Source organism: Novosphingobium resinovorum (genome assembly GCF_027922145.1).
GTDB classification, from domain to species: domain Bacteria; phylum Pseudomonadota; class Alphaproteobacteria; order Sphingomonadales; family Sphingomonadaceae; genus Novosphingobium; species Novosphingobium resinovorum.
The window spans coordinates 441,676-454,234 of record NZ_BSFC01000019.1; the positions used below are offsets into that span (position 1 = coordinate 441,676).

Below are 12,559 nucleotides of genomic sequence, written 5' to 3' on the forward strand. Positions count from 1 at the left end.
TATGTTGTTGTTAAATCGATTGCTCATCTAGTGGGAGGAATCTAACACTTGATGCCCGCGCCTGACGGCGGCGATGATCTTATCTGGGTCTGCGGTCCAGACGAATGGCTTTGGGCTTTCATTGTGCTCGGCAAGGAAGCGGTTGATGGCCGCCTGGAGGTCGATGAGCGAGTGGAAGACGCCGCGTTTGAGACGGCGGTTGGTCAGCTTGGCGAAGAAGCCCTCAACGGCATTCAGCCATGAGCATGAGGTTGGCGTAAAGTGGAAGGTAAAGCGCGGGTGGCGGCCGAGCCACTCGCGCACTTTGGGATGCTTGTGGGCAGCGTAGTTATCGAGGATGACGTGGATCGCCTTTCCTGCGGGCACCTGTGCTTCGATCAGGTTCAGAAAACGGATGAATTCCTGATGACGGTGCCGCTGCATGTTGCGGCCGATTACGGTGCCATCGAGCACGTTGAGCGCAGCAAAGAGCGTGGTTGTGCCATTGCGCTTGTAATCGTGGGTCATGGTTCCGGCCCGTCCCTTCTTGAGCGGGAGGCCAGGCTGCGAGCGATCGAGCGCTTGGATTTGGCTTTTTTCGTCGAATGACAGCACGATCGCGTGCGCGGGCGGCGAGACATATAGCCCGACGACATCGCGAAGCTTTTCGACAAACTTCGGATCATTCGATAGCTTGAATTGGCGAACGCGGTGGGGTTGCAGGCCATGAGATCGCCAGATCCGCTGCACCGAACTGACGCTGATCCCAACCTCGCTCGCCATCATCAGCGCCGTCCAATGGGTGGTCTCGCCGGGCGGATCTTCGAGCGTCCGAGCAACGACCCGGTCGGTCACCTCGGGAGCCAAGGGCGGGATCCGCGACGGACGGGTCTTGTCGCGAAGCAGTCCTTCGACTCCTTCTTGCATGAAGCGCTCTTGCCATCGCCATACGCAGGTCTTCGAAGTCCCAGTTCGCCGCATGATCTCGTTGGTGCCGACACCCTCGCTCGTCAGGACCACGATCTCGGCGCGCCATGAATGCTTCTGCGCCGAGTTGCGGTCCTTGATGATCCGATCGAGCCGGTCTCGGTCGCATGGGGAAAGGCTGATTGAGATACCGCTGCGCATCCACCCTCATCGCACAACCGGCAAGCTTCGGGAATCCACTTCAGGACTCTTCTGTCAGACCTTGACCACTAGAAAGCTTATAAATGTTGGACATGGACGCACCTACGCTCGAAATTGCTCAGACGGTAGCACGCTGTATCGCCGAACAACTCGAACGTAGCGAAATGGGCAACGTCACCTTGCCTCGGGAAATAGCTGAGTTGGCGCTCGCTTTCACGAACGCAGCGATCGAGAGCCTCCAGAGCTCTCCTTGTGACGTTGGAAAGTCGCTGAACTGACAGATGCCCACTGTCCTTTGCCTTGAACATTGACTGAGCACTTCCTGTCTGGGACGATTCGATTTCGGCTATAGCTACTTGGCAGCGAGACTGGGTGCGAAAAAATACTTAACTTAAGTTATGAAACTCGCTAAAGTGTTCACTAGTTCAACTTGCTGTTTGAAAAATTTATGCCAGAAATAGGCAATGCAATCGTTGCTATAGGTGATTTCACCATATCAATTGCATTATGAAACTGCTTACCTCCTTTATAAGTCAGTTAATAAAAGGGGGTAATAATGATGCGCTTTGCTAATGATGGACCGGTTTTGACCAGACGAGAAGTTGAGGTCGTCCGCCTCGTCGCTGATGGATATTCGGCAAAGGAGGCAGCCCTGAACCTGCGAATCGCGCCATGCACAGTAGAGCGACATATCGAAAACGTCCGGCTGAAAACCCGGGCACGCAATCGTGCTCAAATGATCGCGCACGTTGTATCGGGCGGTCTAATCTAAAACCCGATTGCTGATTGCGTTCAGGGGCGCACAACGGCCCTGGCGCCACACGCGCATAAAAGCCGCCATGTCTTCTGATAATCTGCACGGGGCTGTATTTCGCTCATCACTCAGCGAAATGCAGCCCCGCGAAAGACGGTGATCCTCGCGCCATGGTCCCGTCATGGCACGAACTGCAAATCACGAACAGCTTACCTGCGACCTGACGATCGACGGCAAAGCCGAAGCTTCCGAAGACGTCATCGGCGGCGGCATCAGCCTTAAGAACCACAAGCACACCGGCCGCACGCGCCGCGATGGCAGGACCATCAAAGCGCGCATCATAGCGTTGCGGGGCTGGTAGGCGCGACCACCCCGGAATCCTCAATAGGCATCCTCAGGAAATTTGAGGCATTCCGCGACTCGCTCGACGATCGGAGCATACTTGGCTGAAAGGCTCTCGGGGTAGCGAAACCGCATCGCTATCAGCCGGTCGCCGACCCTGACGGCCTTCGTATAGAGGGCCTGGTCAACCCGCGTCCCGGAAACGACAAACCAGTTCTTACCCCGTGCAATCAGGGCAACATGGGTCAGCCTTTCCTGCTCGATCCGGAGCGGCTCAGCCAGCGTCTCGCGGGTGTAGTCGATGCTCCCGGCGATCAGCTGTGCGCTGTCTCCCGATTCCAACGCGATTGCGTGACCCGTGTCCGACACCCTACGCTGCTGAAAAATATCGGTCGGGTAGCAGATCGAGAAGGGGAAAGGTTCGCTCTCCCAGACTGCCCATCCGTCAGCTTTGGCTACGGCCGGGAGCGGGCCTGCGGCCAGCGCCAGAAAGAGCGGCGACATCGCTTGAAACAGGCTCTTCAAGGGTCGATCTCCAATATCCGGGCATAGCGTTCGAGCAGTCGTGCCCGGTCGCCGATCATAGTCGCGCTGGCGTCGGCCTCCATCGGTACGAACATCGTTCCGCGACGCTGGCCGAAAAGCTCGGCTTGGGCCTTCCTCTCCGCATCGCGGAACAACAACCACGCACGCTGCGATTCTCGTAGGCGAGATGCCGAGGCTGCAGGCAAGCGGCCCATAAGGATTCGATAGGCAGCATTCATGCGGGCGTCATAGCGACGCTCCGCTGTGGTGACGCAACCAGTTTGCCCAGCCGTGGAACTGTTCGCCGGTTCATCCAGGCAGTGCGACAGGGCAATGGCGGTGCTGTCCTCCTCCCGATCAGCTGCCGCAGCCGGCATCGTTCCCGAGATGGCGCAGCATAAAGCGATCGCTTGGGTGCAAAATCTCATCTCGTCTCCGTTGGTGCAGCAAAGCGAGCCAGGGCGTCGCGCAGCCCGTTAAGCTGTCGGTGCCGACATAATGCCGATGGCGTTGTGAAGATGCCCGACCTTTCGTGGCCAAAGCTACAGCGGCCAATTCGCACGCCGCAAAAAAATTCGTGATCCGAACGCTTGCGGACGGTGGCGAAGGATAGAGAAATGGCTGAACTCCTTGAGTTTCGGGCCCTTTGTGTTACAGTTGGAACACTCAACGTCGAGATGACAGTGGAGCCGAAAATGCAGAACGTGCACGTCACATTCCGTGCCAATGAGGCGGTGGTCGCTGCTCTAAGCGAACGCGCCCGAAGCGCTGGGTGCTCTCTTTCCGAATACCTGCGCGCCATGGTGCGCGAGAAGGTCAACCTCCATTGACCGCGCCCGGCGAAATCGAGGCCTCGGCTGATTACGCCCTTCTCCCGCGTGCTGCGCGGGGCGATGTTGATGCCCTGCGGCAACTGGCGGTGTCCGGGATCACGCTGTTCAGGACGAACGACGATCCCTTTGCCCTGATGGAGGGTCTGACCTTCGCAAGGCTTGCAGCGGCGATTGGCGATGAAAGCGACGCCGGTTTGCTCTTCAATGCGCTCGGGTGTGTTTCCGACCTCGCGCACGAACATCCCGATCAAGCCTTCTGGGCCGACAATGCCGACGCGGAGATGCTGGCCATTGCCTCGCGTCTTGCTGATGCTGGCGCGAAAGATGCCGAGCACGTGTTGCTCGGTCTGAGCACCGCCACCAGCCCCCGCGCTGCTCTCCTCGCTCGCGAACTCGCCGATGCCATGCCCTTGATGGGAGGGATTGTCTGATGAGGAATACCCAAACGAACATCCCCGGCCTCTCGCCGGATCTTCTCAATAACATCGGTCTACCGGGAGTTATCGGCGGCTACGGCGGGGGCACGTGGAATGCGGATGGCAGCGTGGCGACACCTCACGCGCCCATGCCCAACATCCCGATGCCCACGCCAAATGCGCCCCCCCGAGCCGGCATGTTCGGTCGCGGATTTGGCGGGCAGTCTGCTGGCTCTCAGGCGAGTCCTGTCCCCGTCGATAGCGCTCAGCAGCCGAGCCCGCTGGGCGGCTCGATGCGTCAGCCCTTCGACTACGACGCCGCGCTTGCCCGCCTCGTGCAGCCGGAAAAGAAGGAATCCACCTGGGCGACGATCGCTTCAATCGTCGGCCCGGCGTTGATGGCCGCAGGTGGCAACCAGGCTGGGGCCAACGCCATGATCCAGAACATGGCCGATCGCCGTAACTCATCGCAGGATAGCCGCCGCCGTGCCCAGGAAGCGGTCGAACGGTGGAAGCATGAGGACTGGTCGCGCCAGAACGGGGCAGATCTCAACGCTGCCGCGCCCTTCACCATCGGTCGGGATCGCCTCACCTACGACCCCGCGACGGGCGAGACGGCTTCGATCTACCACGGCGCCCCGGACTTCGAGGAATACGCCCGCCTTCAGGGTCTCCAGCCCGGCACGCCTGGCTACAACACGGCGATGGTCGATTACGTGCTGCGGGCGAACGGTCCGACCGCGCTTCAGGGCGATAGGGATCTGGAAGCCCTGCGATCAGGAAACCGCCTCAAGCTGGAGGATGTTCGCCAGGGCAACCGGATGGAACTGCGCGGCAGCCCGACCTATCGCGACACGCATGCGCCTCCGCCCCGTCTGTCAACCGCCGGGTCTGGCGGTGGGCGCCGTTCGTCGGGGCGTCCGACTGCGACCGGGCCCAACGGACAGAAGGTGGAATGGAACGGCAGCGACTGGGTGCCCGCCACGTGAGCTTGCCGCCGCCCCCTCCCGGCTTTCGTCTGGATGGCAAGGGCACGCCCCCGCTGTCGTCGGCAGCGCCTGCACCCGCCGCACCGCCTCCGCCGCCGGGTTTCCAGATCGATCAGCCTTTGCCCAAGGCGCCAACCCTGCCGCCGCTTTCCGGCGACATCGTCGTGCGCCCCGTTGACGGCGACACGGCAAAGCTGTCCTCCGGGCAGAACCTGAGGCTGTGGGGTGTCGATGCGCCCGAACTGTCGCAGCAGGGCTGGGATCGATCGGGCCGCGCCTTTCCGATCGGACAACAGTCACGTGACGCCTTCGGGGGCTTGCTCACCGAGGGGCCGCAGACGATCGGTTCCCCTGTCGGCATGTCCTTTCGCCGTCCTGTCGCGCCGATCGACATCGGCGGGAAGGATGCCGGGCTTACGCTGGCGAGGAGTGGCAACGCACTTGCCGCCCCGGATTTCCTCGCTGCCGATCCCCAGCGCCGGTTTGAATACATGCAGGCGGAGCGCCTGGCCCGCCTCAACGGCCTCGGCATCCACGACACGAAATTCCAGATGCCCGCCGACTATCGCAAAGCGCCTCTCCCTGCGCCATCACACGAAACCGTAGCGCAGTGGTGGGATACGCCGACGCCGCTCGCCGGGATGCGCCCCGAGGTCGAGCAGGCTTTCCTTGGCATGGTCAACGATGCCACGGTTCCGGTCGAGCAGGTCGTGCGATTCTCCAGGGAGAATGGGTTCATCACCGATCCCGCCGATGTGACGCGGGCGCGGGAGCAGATCGAGAAGACCGGGCTCGCTGCCACCGCAGGCTACAAGGATTACGTTCGGCCTCTGACCGATCAGGGCGACGGCGCGCTCGGTGCATATGCGCGCGGTGTAGGCTCTGGGGCGCTGGCCAGCGGCCTCGATGAGGCGGGGGCCTTCGTAGACATGCTGGGCGGCACAGAAGGCCGCGAGAACGTCTGGAACAGTGATCGTCGCCTCGCTGACATCTGGTCGAACAACCAGCAGCAGAACGCCTCGATCCTTGGGTTCGACGACTTCGCCCACCCTTACGCCACCGTGGGCGGTGAGTTGACCGGCGGCCTCCTCGTGCCGTTCGGTGCCCGAGCAAAGACTGTTGGCGAACTGGCCCGCGTCGGCGCTGCGTATGGCGGCGCCACGGGTTTCCTCGGCACTGAGGGCTCCGTCAGTGAACGCGCGCTTGGGGCTGCGGTCGGCGTGCCGATGGGCGCTGCCCTCGGCGTCGCGGGCGGCAAGTTGCTGGAGTATGGTGCTCCCCGCGCGCGAAAGCTCGTGGGCCGCATGTTCGGTCGAGGCTTCAATGACGCCGCCCCGACCAGTGGCGCGCTCGACGATCTCGTTCCGGCTCCCATGCAGGACGCGCCTCCTCCTCCCCCGCCTGGTTTCAGGATGGACGATGCTCCAATGCCCATGGCTGCGGAACCGTCGCCGTCGATCTCGCAGGAAGTGCGACAGCCCGACTACCTCGCGATGGAACGGCCGCAGCCGATGGGTCAGCCGCTCAGTGAGGCGCAGGTGCAGGCGCGCGCCAGCGACATTCAGCCGCGCGATGTGCTGCCGATCGCTGCAAGCGAAGACTGGCCTGCTGCTCCCGACTTTGCGGGCAACATCAACCTCGGCAAGCTGGATACCCCGCAGGACATCTCCCGCGCGCTGACGACCGTGGAGCGCGAGATTGGCTTTGATGCCGCCACGCGCGGCCGGGTGACGCAGGAAGAGACGGCGCGGCTCGCCGCTGACCTGAACATGACGCCCGAGACGCTGATGGCTCGTCGCCAGGGGCAGGCCTTCAACGCCGAGGAAGCCTTGGCCGCCCGTCAGATCCTCGCGAAGTCTGGCAACGAACTGGTGAACGCCGCGAAGCGCATCCAAGGCATGGACAGCCCCGGCGATGAACTGCTGGCTGCGTTTCGCCAGAAGCTTGTGCGGCACGTCGCCATTCAGGAACAGGTAGCGGGCGCGACGGCTGAGGCCGGGCGGGCGCTGGCGCAGTTCCGCATGATGGCCGACAGCCGAGCCGTGCGCGGCAACGTGCTTTCCGCGATGGTGCGTGGCGGTGGTGGCAAGGACACCCTTCAGGACGTGGCAAACGTCATCCTCGATGCGCAGGAACTGGAGCCGGGCAAGTTCAACGCTCTCATCGACAAGGCGCTCAAGCCGACGTGGAAGAACAAGCTGACTGAGCTGTACGTCAACTTCCTGTTGTCCTTTCCCCAGACGCACGCGGTCAACATCACTTCCAACACGCTGACGGCGCTCGCGCAGGTGCCGGAACACGCAGCGGCGTCGGCGATCGGCAAAGCCCGTCAGGTGCTCCCTAGCGCCGATCTGGACCGCATCACCGGCACTGAGGTCGGCCAGCGCATGTTCGGGCTGGTGCAGGGGGCAAAGGAAGGCGCCCGTCTGTTCTCGCGTGCCCTGCGTACTGGCGAGCCTGCCGACTTCGTCAGCAAGGTAGAAGGGCAGGAATACAAGGCCATCCCAGGCATGGCGGGCGAAGTGATCCGAACGCCCACCCGCTTGCTGACGGCGGAGGACGAGTTCTTCAAAGGCATCGCGCGTCGGATGGAACTCAACGGCATCGCAGCCCGGATGGCTCACAAGGAGGGCCTGAAGGGCGACGAGGCGGCCAACCGGATTGCGGATCTCGTGGCGAACCCGACTGATGAGATGCTGCACTCCGCCGAGGATTACGGGCGCTACGTCACCTTCCAGTCGAAGCTCGGGCCGTTTGCCCAAGGCGTCTCGAACATGGCGAACAGCAGTATCGTCACGAAGTTCTTCCTGCCGTTCATCCGCACGCCCACGAATCTGCTCAAGTTCGCGACAGAGCGCTCCCCGGCCGCCCCGCTGCTGGCGGAATGGCGCAAGGATTACGTGGCCGGCGGTGCGCGCCGCGATCTGGCAATGGCGAAGGCTCTCGTCGGCACCGGGTTTGGCGCGGCGATGTACGACGCGGCCCAGAGCGGCATGATTACCGGCGCGGCGCCCTCGGACCCGAAGAAGAGCCGGCTACTCTATGCCGATGGCTGGAAGCCCTACAGCGTCAAGGTCGGCGATACCTACTACAGCTATGCCCGCCTCGATCCCTTCTCTTCCACGATCGGCGTGGCGGCCGATATGGCGACCCTGCCCGAAGGCATGAGCGACCGGCAGAAGGAGGACAAGGCGACACTGCTTGTAGCTTCCATCCTCGGGAACCTTGCGAACAAGACCTGGCTCTCCGGTGCGACTGGCTTCGTGGAAGCCCTGAGCGACCCCGAGCGCAACGCCGACAACATGATGCAGCGCCTCGTTGGCTCCCTACTGGTGCCCAACATCGTTGCGGGCACCGCCCGCACCCTCGATCCGACCCAGCGTGAGGTCGAGACGATGGGCGAGGCCCTGAAGGCTCGCATCCCCGGCATGCGCGAAACCCTGCTTCCCCGGCGCGACATCTGGGGCAAGGAGATCAGGAGCGAGGGCGGCATTGGCCCGGACTTCCTTTCGCCCTCGGCAGTCAGCACCGCGCTCAATGATCCCGTCAACAAGGCGCTGCTGCAGCTCAGTTATGCGCCGGGCTATCCGTCAAAGAAGATCGGCGACCGTGAACTGACGCCGCAGGAATACGATCGCTACGTGGCGATGGCGGGTCAGTCCTCGCACCAGGCGATGACGGCGCTCGTCTCGACCCCGCAGTGGGGCCAGATGGATGACGAGGCAAAGGAGGATGCTGCCGCAAAGGTCGTGAAGCTCGCTCGGCAGGCAGCGCGTGCGCAACTGTTCGGCGGCCCGGCTGCCAAGGGTGCCGTCGATGCACCGCCTCCACCTCCGCCCGGCTTCTCGATCGATGGGGCTAGCGGCGGGGTGAACGTCTATCAGGATCTGCAATCAGCGATCCCCGGTGTTCAATTCACCTCAGGCTACCGGACGCCCGAGTATCAGGATGATCTTCGCCGCAGGGGCTATCGTCCGGCCTACAACAGCGCGCATCTCGATGGCTCTGCGCTCGACATGCTGCCCCCTCCCGGCAAGTCCATGGAATGGCTCCGGGAACAGGTGAGGCAGAAGTACCCTCAGGCCCGCCAACTGATCCATGACGGCCATCTGCATACCACGTTCCCCGGCTATTTCGGTGCTCCCGTCCTTGGCGGCGCCAAAGGCGCTGGCTTGCGCAATCCGCTGGAAGGGATGCCGCCCCCGCCGCCCGGGTTCAATCTGGATTCTCGCCGATGAGCGCGACGGAGAACCCGGAAAATACCGGGCGAAATTCCGATGGCCGTTTCGCGGCAGGCAACCAGCACGGGGGCAAACCGAAAGGCGCGCGGCACAGGACCACGCGCGCGATCGAAACGCTGCTGGAGGGCGAGCACGAGGGTCTGACGAGGAAGGCTATCGACATGGCCCTTGCTGGGGACACCACCGCGATGCGCCTTTGCCTGGATCGCATTGCGCCTCCCCGCAAGGATGCCCCGATCACGTTTGACCTCCCGCCCATCAAGACGGCGGCAGATACCGTCTCGGCATCCTGTGCGCTGCTGCAGGCGGTTTCGGAGGGCGAGGTAACCCCTGACGAGGCCGGGCGCGTCATGGCTCTCCTGACGGCTCACAAGTCGCTGGTCGAGGCTGGGGATCTGGAGGCACGCATCGCAGCACTGGAGGAGAAGCGGGCATGAACCTTGAACGTCGGATTTCGAAGCTGGAGACGACCCTTGCGTCGTCGGGCGTCGTTACCGTGCTCGTCTACGCCGGAGAGACCTTGGACCAAGCCCGAGAGCGTCATCTGGCGGACGGCGGGGCTGATCCCATCACTGCCGCGCTCACTGTCTGGATCGATAAGCCGATTCCCCGACTGCACTGAACCCAATCTGGAGAACGACCATGACCAACCCCATCCGCCGCCGTGTCGAACGCCTGGAAGCGACGCAACCTTCGTCGGCCGAACCCATCACCTGCATTCAGCTTCGTGGTGTCGTGCCTGGCGGCGGCGAAGGCCGTATTGCCGTGACGACCTTCGACGATGGCCGCTGGCCCCCATTTGCTGTCCAGACCGACCAATGCCTCGGCTGAGCGCTCGCCTAGAGAGACTGGAAGCTTTGGGCGGCAGCATGTCGGACGCTGCGTTGGTCGAAGCCATCCTGTCGCGCGAGGCCGATCCCACGGCATGGCTACTCGCGCCCGGAGGCAACGCGACAGAGAAGTCAGGGCTGTGGGGGCATATTCTCAAGCAAGTCGATGGCCGCTCGAAGGGGTTGCCTCAGGAAAGGACTGTCCAATGAACAACCACATCCGCCGTATCGAGGCCTTGGAAGTTTCGATGAACCCGCCGGTCGGGCGCACGTGGCACCGGGTGGTCCAGCATGTCGGTCAGACCCGTGAGGGCACGATTGCTGCCTATGAGTCTGAGCATGGCGCGTTCGGGGCGAATGATGCGGTCGTGCTGCGGCGGATTGTGGGCATGTGAAAGCATATGAGCCAAGAGGCACCCGAAACGGGGCACTGGTCCGATTGCGCGGTCAACTGCGAGCCTGCCTATCCAGCAGGCCCTTGCAACTGCGGCGGTTTAAATCTGGCAGCGTATGCGCGCTATCGCAGCGTCACCTCGCTTGTACCCGACCCGAGGAGCCTCGCTCTTTTCGTCGAGCACGGCATACTGCCAAGTTCGGTCAAGACGGAATAGGCGCCAAGATGAAGGACTTCCGCTCCGACTGCCGCCTCGGACCTGCCATGCCCGCATGATGGGATTGCCATCGTCGGTCGTGCCGACAGCATGTACCTCGACGACCCGAGTTAACCCGTCGTAGGTGATCGCGAGGCGTTTGCCTTCGGCGAGGGCCCCGCATGCCACATGCCACCACATACTCAGTCGTTCTCCGCAATGAGGATGGGCCACCAGTCGCCATCGTCCTCATAGGCGTGTTGCACCCATTCTTCAGTGAGATAGGCGTCACTGAAATGTACGGCTGTGTCTTCGGACGCTTCATCAAGTTGATGCAGAACGACCTCGCCCCCAAAGACAAACCCACCAGGCGGCATCGGCTTGTATTCGCAGGCACCCGGTTCACAGACCTGATCCACAAGGTCGGCGAGGTCGTCTGGGTCACAGGTGAAGATGCCCACCGAGACCTTGTTGTGCCTCACCCTGACCATCCATGCGCCATTTGGCATCAACACGCCCCTCCTCCAACCGAATCGGGAGTATCGTAGCGGTCAATCCGGCGGGCGCTAGACGGCTGTGACCAGCACGAACTGGGGCACAGTCGGTCCCAGCGAACAAGGTTGGCCGGAAGAATCCCCAACACTGTGAAGGCTCATGGCCCGGCCCTGATTTGCGGGTAATGCGGGTATCTGCGGGTATGTTCCCTACCTAACGCGGGGATTTGTCAGTGACAAAATAGATATAAGAGCTGGGATAATACCCGCAAAACCCCGCATTACCCGCAAATGCTATTAATGCTGCTGGGCATCGCAAAAGCCTTGGCGTGGTGAGATGTCCTGTGCCTATACAGCATCCATGAGAGACGCAGAGTTCGGTATTGGCGCATATACGCCTTTGGAAGCAGCCCGCATGGTCGGGATGAGTCCAGCCACTCTGCGTCGTTGGTTGCTGGGGTATCAGCACCACGACAAGGCAGAGGCGGCACTGTGGAAGCCCCAGTACACCCCTGATGACGAAGGCGTTTTGCTTGGTTTCCGTGACTTGGTTGAGGCGCGAATTGTGAATGCTCTTCGCGGAAGGCGGATCGGCCTGCCTACAATTCGGAATTGCATCGAGCGCGCGCGTTTGATCATCGGCGACGAGCGCCCGTTCTCGACGCAGGAATTTAAGACCGACGGGAGGACGATCTTCTTGGAAATTACGCGGGGATTGGACGAGCCGGTCTTTATCGATCTTCGCAAAAGTCAGGGTGTTTTCAAGCGCGTCGTTGAACCTACGCTCCAAGATCTCGATTTCGGCCCCTCGGGCGCGGAGCGCTGGTGGCTGCTGCATGGGAAGAAGACTGTGGTCGCGGATCCTGCTCGGTCATTCGGTCAGCCTATCCTGGCAGATAGCGGCATAACGACTGCTCGCGTCGTCGAAATCGTGGAAGCTGAGGGCTCGATTGAGGCGGCCGCGAAGGTATATGAGATCCGTCCTAAGCTTATCCGCGATGCTCTGGCTTACGAAGCCAGGATTGGTAATCGCAAGGCGGCGTGAAGCTCCTCGTCGACAATAACCTCCCACCTCGGCTTGCCAGAGGTCTTGGAGCCTTTTTCGAGGGTGTGCACACCGTTGTGCACATCCGCGAAAAGTTCGGAACAGGCAGTCTGAAAGACGAAGAGTGGATTGAGTTACTTGGCAAAGAGGGGCGATGGTGCGTCCTAACTGGCGACCGCAACATCGCGAAAAAGCGGCCTTCGAGGCAGCTCTTTTTGAGTTCCGGCCTGATTGGCTTCTTCCTAGCGCCATCTGTTTCGAAATGGCCTACGGAACGCCTCGGCGCCCGGCTTCTTATCCTTTGGCCCGTTATGGTTGGCATCTCGGAAAGCGTCAGTAGCGGTTGCTATGAGATTGGCGCGACCGGTGACCGGCTGGGCGGTATGTGAATGC

General features: G+C 62.0%; 16 protein-coding genes. 12 read left to right on the top strand and 4 right to left on the bottom strand.

What is annotated here, in order from left to right; genetic code table 11:
- Positions 1–27 precede the first annotated feature (27 nt).
- Positions 28–1,107, bottom strand: a complete 1,080-nt coding sequence (locus tag PKE80_RS12165; protein ID WP_271182669.1) for an IS630 family transposase — start codon at positions 1,105–1,107, stop codon at positions 28–30.
- A gap of 559 nt (positions 1,108–1,666) precedes the next feature.
- On the opposite strand from PKE80_RS12165, the gene PKE80_RS12170 reads away from it, so the two are divergent.
- Together PKE80_RS12170 and PKE80_RS12175 are read left to right on the top strand one after the other, a co-directional pair.
- On the top strand, positions 1,667–1,879 hold the full coding sequence (locus PKE80_RS12170) for a response regulator transcription factor (RefSeq protein WP_271182712.1): 213 nt from the start codon (positions 1,667–1,669) through the stop codon (positions 1,877–1,879).
- 163 nt (positions 1,880–2,042) lie between these two features.
- Positions 2,043–2,222 (top strand): hypothetical protein, encoded by a 180-nt coding sequence (locus PKE80_RS12175; protein WP_271182670.1) that lies wholly within the window; start codon positions 2,043–2,045, stop codon positions 2,220–2,222.
- 20 nt (positions 2,223–2,242) lie between these two features.
- Here PKE80_RS12175 and PKE80_RS12180 read toward each other — a convergent pair whose 3' ends face one another.
- Positions 2,243–2,728 (bottom strand): hypothetical protein, encoded by a 486-nt coding sequence (locus PKE80_RS12180; protein ID WP_271182671.1) that lies wholly within the window; start codon positions 2,726–2,728, stop codon positions 2,243–2,245.
- Positions 2,725–3,156, bottom strand: a complete 432-nt coding sequence (locus tag PKE80_RS12185; protein WP_271182672.1) for a lysozyme inhibitor LprI family protein — start codon at positions 3,154–3,156, stop codon at positions 2,725–2,727. The genes PKE80_RS12180 and PKE80_RS12185 overlap by 4 nt, the downstream gene beginning before the upstream one ends.
- 189 nt (positions 3,157–3,345) lie before the next feature.
- On the opposite strand from PKE80_RS12185, the gene PKE80_RS12190 reads away from it, so the two are divergent.
- The 8 genes from PKE80_RS12190 (at position 3,346) to PKE80_RS12225 (ending at position 10,432) form a co-directional block, all read left to right on the top strand.
- Positions 3,346–3,558 carry a plasmid mobilization protein gene (locus PKE80_RS12190; protein WP_271182673.1) on the top strand — a complete coding sequence of 71 codons (213 nt, stop codon included), beginning with the start codon at positions 3,346–3,348 and terminating at the stop codon, positions 3,556–3,558.
- Positions 3,555–3,992 (top strand): hypothetical protein, encoded by a 438-nt coding sequence (locus PKE80_RS12195; protein WP_271182674.1) that lies wholly within the window; start codon positions 3,555–3,557, stop codon positions 3,990–3,992. The genes PKE80_RS12190 and PKE80_RS12195 overlap by 4 nt, the downstream gene beginning before the upstream one ends.
- Before the next feature lie 278 nt (positions 3,993–4,270).
- On the top strand, positions 4,271–4,966 hold the full coding sequence (locus PKE80_RS12200) for a hypothetical protein (protein WP_271182675.1): 696 nt from the start codon (positions 4,271–4,273) through the stop codon (positions 4,964–4,966).
- A 2-nt stretch (positions 4,967–4,968) separates the two neighbouring features.
- Positions 4,969–9,204 carry a thermonuclease family protein gene (locus tag PKE80_RS12205; protein WP_271182676.1) on the top strand — a complete coding sequence of 1,412 codons (4,236 nt, stop codon included), beginning with the start codon at positions 4,969–4,971 and terminating at the stop codon, positions 9,202–9,204.
- On the top strand, positions 9,201–9,644 hold the full coding sequence (locus PKE80_RS12210; RefSeq protein WP_271182677.1) for a hypothetical protein: 444 nt from the start codon (positions 9,201–9,203) through the stop codon (positions 9,642–9,644). The genes PKE80_RS12205 and PKE80_RS12210 overlap by 4 nt, the downstream gene beginning before the upstream one ends.
- Positions 9,641–9,829 carry a hypothetical protein gene (locus tag PKE80_RS12215; protein WP_271182678.1) on the top strand — a complete coding sequence of 63 codons (189 nt, stop codon included), beginning with the start codon at positions 9,641–9,643 and terminating at the stop codon, positions 9,827–9,829. Before PKE80_RS12210 ends, PKE80_RS12215 begins: the two co-directional genes overlap by 4 nt.
- Before the next feature lie 20 nt (positions 9,830–9,849).
- Positions 9,850–10,038, top strand: coding sequence for a hypothetical protein (locus tag PKE80_RS12220; RefSeq protein ID WP_271182679.1), 189 nt, complete (start codon positions 9,850–9,852; stop codon positions 10,036–10,038).
- A gap of 205 nt (positions 10,039–10,243) precedes the next feature.
- Positions 10,244–10,432: a hypothetical protein gene (locus PKE80_RS12225; RefSeq protein ID WP_271182680.1), complete on the top strand. Its 189-nt coding sequence runs from the start codon at positions 10,244–10,246 to the stop codon at positions 10,430–10,432.
- Positions 10,433–10,830: 398 nt separating this feature from the next.
- Here PKE80_RS12225 and PKE80_RS12230 read toward each other — a convergent pair whose 3' ends face one another.
- A complete protein-coding gene (locus PKE80_RS12230) occupies positions 10,831–11,136 on the bottom strand; it encodes a hypothetical protein (RefSeq protein ID WP_271182681.1) in 306 nt (101 codons plus the stop codon).
- A gap of 346 nt (positions 11,137–11,482) precedes the next feature.
- On the opposite strand from PKE80_RS12230, the gene PKE80_RS12235 reads away from it, so the two are divergent.
- The gene (locus tag PKE80_RS12235) at positions 11,483–12,166 is read left to right on the top strand and encodes a DUF433 domain-containing protein (RefSeq protein WP_271182682.1); all 684 of its coding nucleotides are present in this window, start codon (positions 11,483–11,485) and stop codon (positions 12,164–12,166) included.
- Positions 12,163–12,555, top strand: coding sequence for a PIN-like domain-containing protein (locus tag PKE80_RS12240; protein ID WP_271182683.1), 393 nt, complete (start codon positions 12,163–12,165; stop codon positions 12,553–12,555). Before PKE80_RS12235 ends, PKE80_RS12240 begins: the two co-directional genes overlap by 4 nt.
- The last annotated feature ends 4 nt before the right edge of the window (positions 12,556–12,559 follow it).

Excerpts from the sequence above, each read along its gene's own strand:
- PKE80_RS12165 (WP_271182669.1), bottom strand. The coding sequence starts at position 1,107 with ATGCGCAGCGGTATCTCAATCAGCCTTTCCCCATGCGACCGAGACCGG.
- PKE80_RS12170 (WP_271182712.1), top strand. The coding sequence starts at position 1,667 with ATGCGCTTTGCTAATGATGGACCGGTTTTGACCAGACGAGAAGTTGAG.
- PKE80_RS12175 (WP_271182670.1), top strand. The coding sequence starts at position 2,043 with ATGGCACGAACTGCAAATCACGAACAGCTTACCTGCGACCTGACGATC.
- PKE80_RS12185 (WP_271182672.1), bottom strand. The coding sequence starts at position 3,156 with ATGAGATTTTGCACCCAAGCGATCGCTTTATGCTGCGCCATCTCGGGA.
- PKE80_RS12190 (WP_271182673.1), top strand. The coding sequence starts at position 3,346 with ATGGCTGAACTCCTTGAGTTTCGGGCCCTTTGTGTTACAGTTGGAACA.
- PKE80_RS12200 (WP_271182675.1), top strand. The coding sequence starts at position 4,271 with ATGCGTCAGCCCTTCGACTACGACGCCGCGCTTGCCCGCCTCGTGCAG.
- PKE80_RS12210 (WP_271182677.1), top strand. The coding sequence starts at position 9,201 with ATGAGCGCGACGGAGAACCCGGAAAATACCGGGCGAAATTCCGATGGC.
- PKE80_RS12215 (WP_271182678.1), top strand. The coding sequence starts at position 9,641 with ATGAACCTTGAACGTCGGATTTCGAAGCTGGAGACGACCCTTGCGTCG.
- PKE80_RS12220 (WP_271182679.1), top strand. The coding sequence starts at position 9,850 with ATGACCAACCCCATCCGCCGCCGTGTCGAACGCCTGGAAGCGACGCAA.
- PKE80_RS12225 (WP_271182680.1), top strand. The coding sequence starts at position 10,244 with ATGAACAACCACATCCGCCGTATCGAGGCCTTGGAAGTTTCGATGAAC.
- PKE80_RS12230 (WP_271182681.1), bottom strand. The coding sequence starts at position 11,136 with ATGCCAAATGGCGCATGGATGGTCAGGGTGAGGCACAACAAGGTCTCG.
- PKE80_RS12235 (WP_271182682.1), top strand. The coding sequence starts at position 11,483 with ATGAGAGACGCAGAGTTCGGTATTGGCGCATATACGCCTTTGGAAGCA.